This is a genomic window from Campylobacter sp. CNRCH_2013_0855 (assembly GCF_025773025.1).
In the GTDB taxonomy this organism is placed as follows: domain Bacteria; phylum Campylobacterota; class Campylobacteria; order Campylobacterales; family Campylobacteraceae; genus Campylobacter_D; species Campylobacter_D jejuni_C.
In genome coordinates this window covers 1-1,080 of sequence record NZ_JAKMTE010000048.1, presented here as the reverse complement: position 1 = coordinate 1,080, position 1,080 = coordinate 1, and the positions used below count along the sequence as shown (strand labels likewise).

Annotated in this window: 2 protein-coding genes; both read right to left on the bottom strand. The window is 28.5% G+C overall.

Annotated features, from left to right (window positions below):
• Positions 1-124 precede the first annotated feature (124 nt).
• The gene (locus tag L8X40_RS08355; RefSeq protein ID WP_066008126.1) at positions 125-880 is read right to left on the bottom strand and encodes a DNA-methyltransferase; all 756 of its coding nucleotides are present in this window, start codon (positions 878-880) and stop codon (positions 125-127) included.
• 1 nt (position 881) lies between these two features.
• Positions 882-1,080, bottom strand: a 199-nt coding sequence (locus L8X40_RS08350; protein ID WP_263667683.1) for a hypothetical protein, incomplete at its 5' end; no start/stop codon positions are given.

Below are 1,080 nucleotides of genomic sequence, written 5' to 3'. Positions count from 1 at the left end.
CAGCATTTTGTCTCCTTTATATTTAATCTTTTATTGAATTTATCTTTTAAAATCTGATAATTATAATTTATTAAATCATCAAGTCTTCGTTTTGTTTCACCTATATTATTTTGTTATTTTCTAATCATGCAAACAAACTTCTTTCTACATGTTTAAACATAATCTCATTTGCACTTTTAAAAAAATCTTTTTTAATTTCAAATCCATAAGCCTTGCGGTTAAGATTTGCACTAGCAACCAATGTGCTTCCACTCCCAGCACAAGGGTCTATAACCACATCCCCAGCATCAGTAAAAATGCTAATCAATCTTTCTAAAAGTTTTACAGGCTTTTGGGTAGGATGTATTTTGTTAATATCTTTATCTTTTACCCACTCAAAGCAATTCATAATCATTTTTCCATCATTGTTAAATTTTGGAAGTTTTTCTCTATAGAAAAGCAATGCGTATTCACAATTTCCAACTATTCTCATATTTGCTTTTAAAACTTGAGAAGAATTTTGCTTTCTAAAGACTAAATTAATGTAGTGTTTAAAACCATACTTTTTTGCCACATTTATTAACATGAACTGTTGCTCAAAAGAGCAAAAAACTATCATACATGGTGCTTTGCCACATTCTTTTGGCTCTTTAATTAACATAGTGCTACAAAAGTGCATAAATTCATTAACATTAAAATTATGATCAGTATCAAAAAAAGACTTGTTAGCTTTTTTACTCTCGCCGTTTTTATTATCACCACCTATATACCACTCAGGACTGCTCGCATAAGCATTATTTCCAAGATTATAAGGTATATCAGCTATTACAAGCTGTGCTTTTGGTATATGATACCTTTTGTAGTTTTGAAAGTGATCATTAAATAATTTAGGTGTATACATTTCATTCCTCTTTATTTTCTTGATTAAAAAGATTAGGTTCTTTCATTTGCTCAAGCTCTCTTATAGCTGTTTTTAAATCTTCTTTATACTCTTTAATGGTTGAATTTAAAGCACTTCTTTCATACTCTGCATGCTCTATAGCTTTATGTAAAGATACAATTTTCATAGATAGTTCTTTTAGATTATTTTGATTATCTATA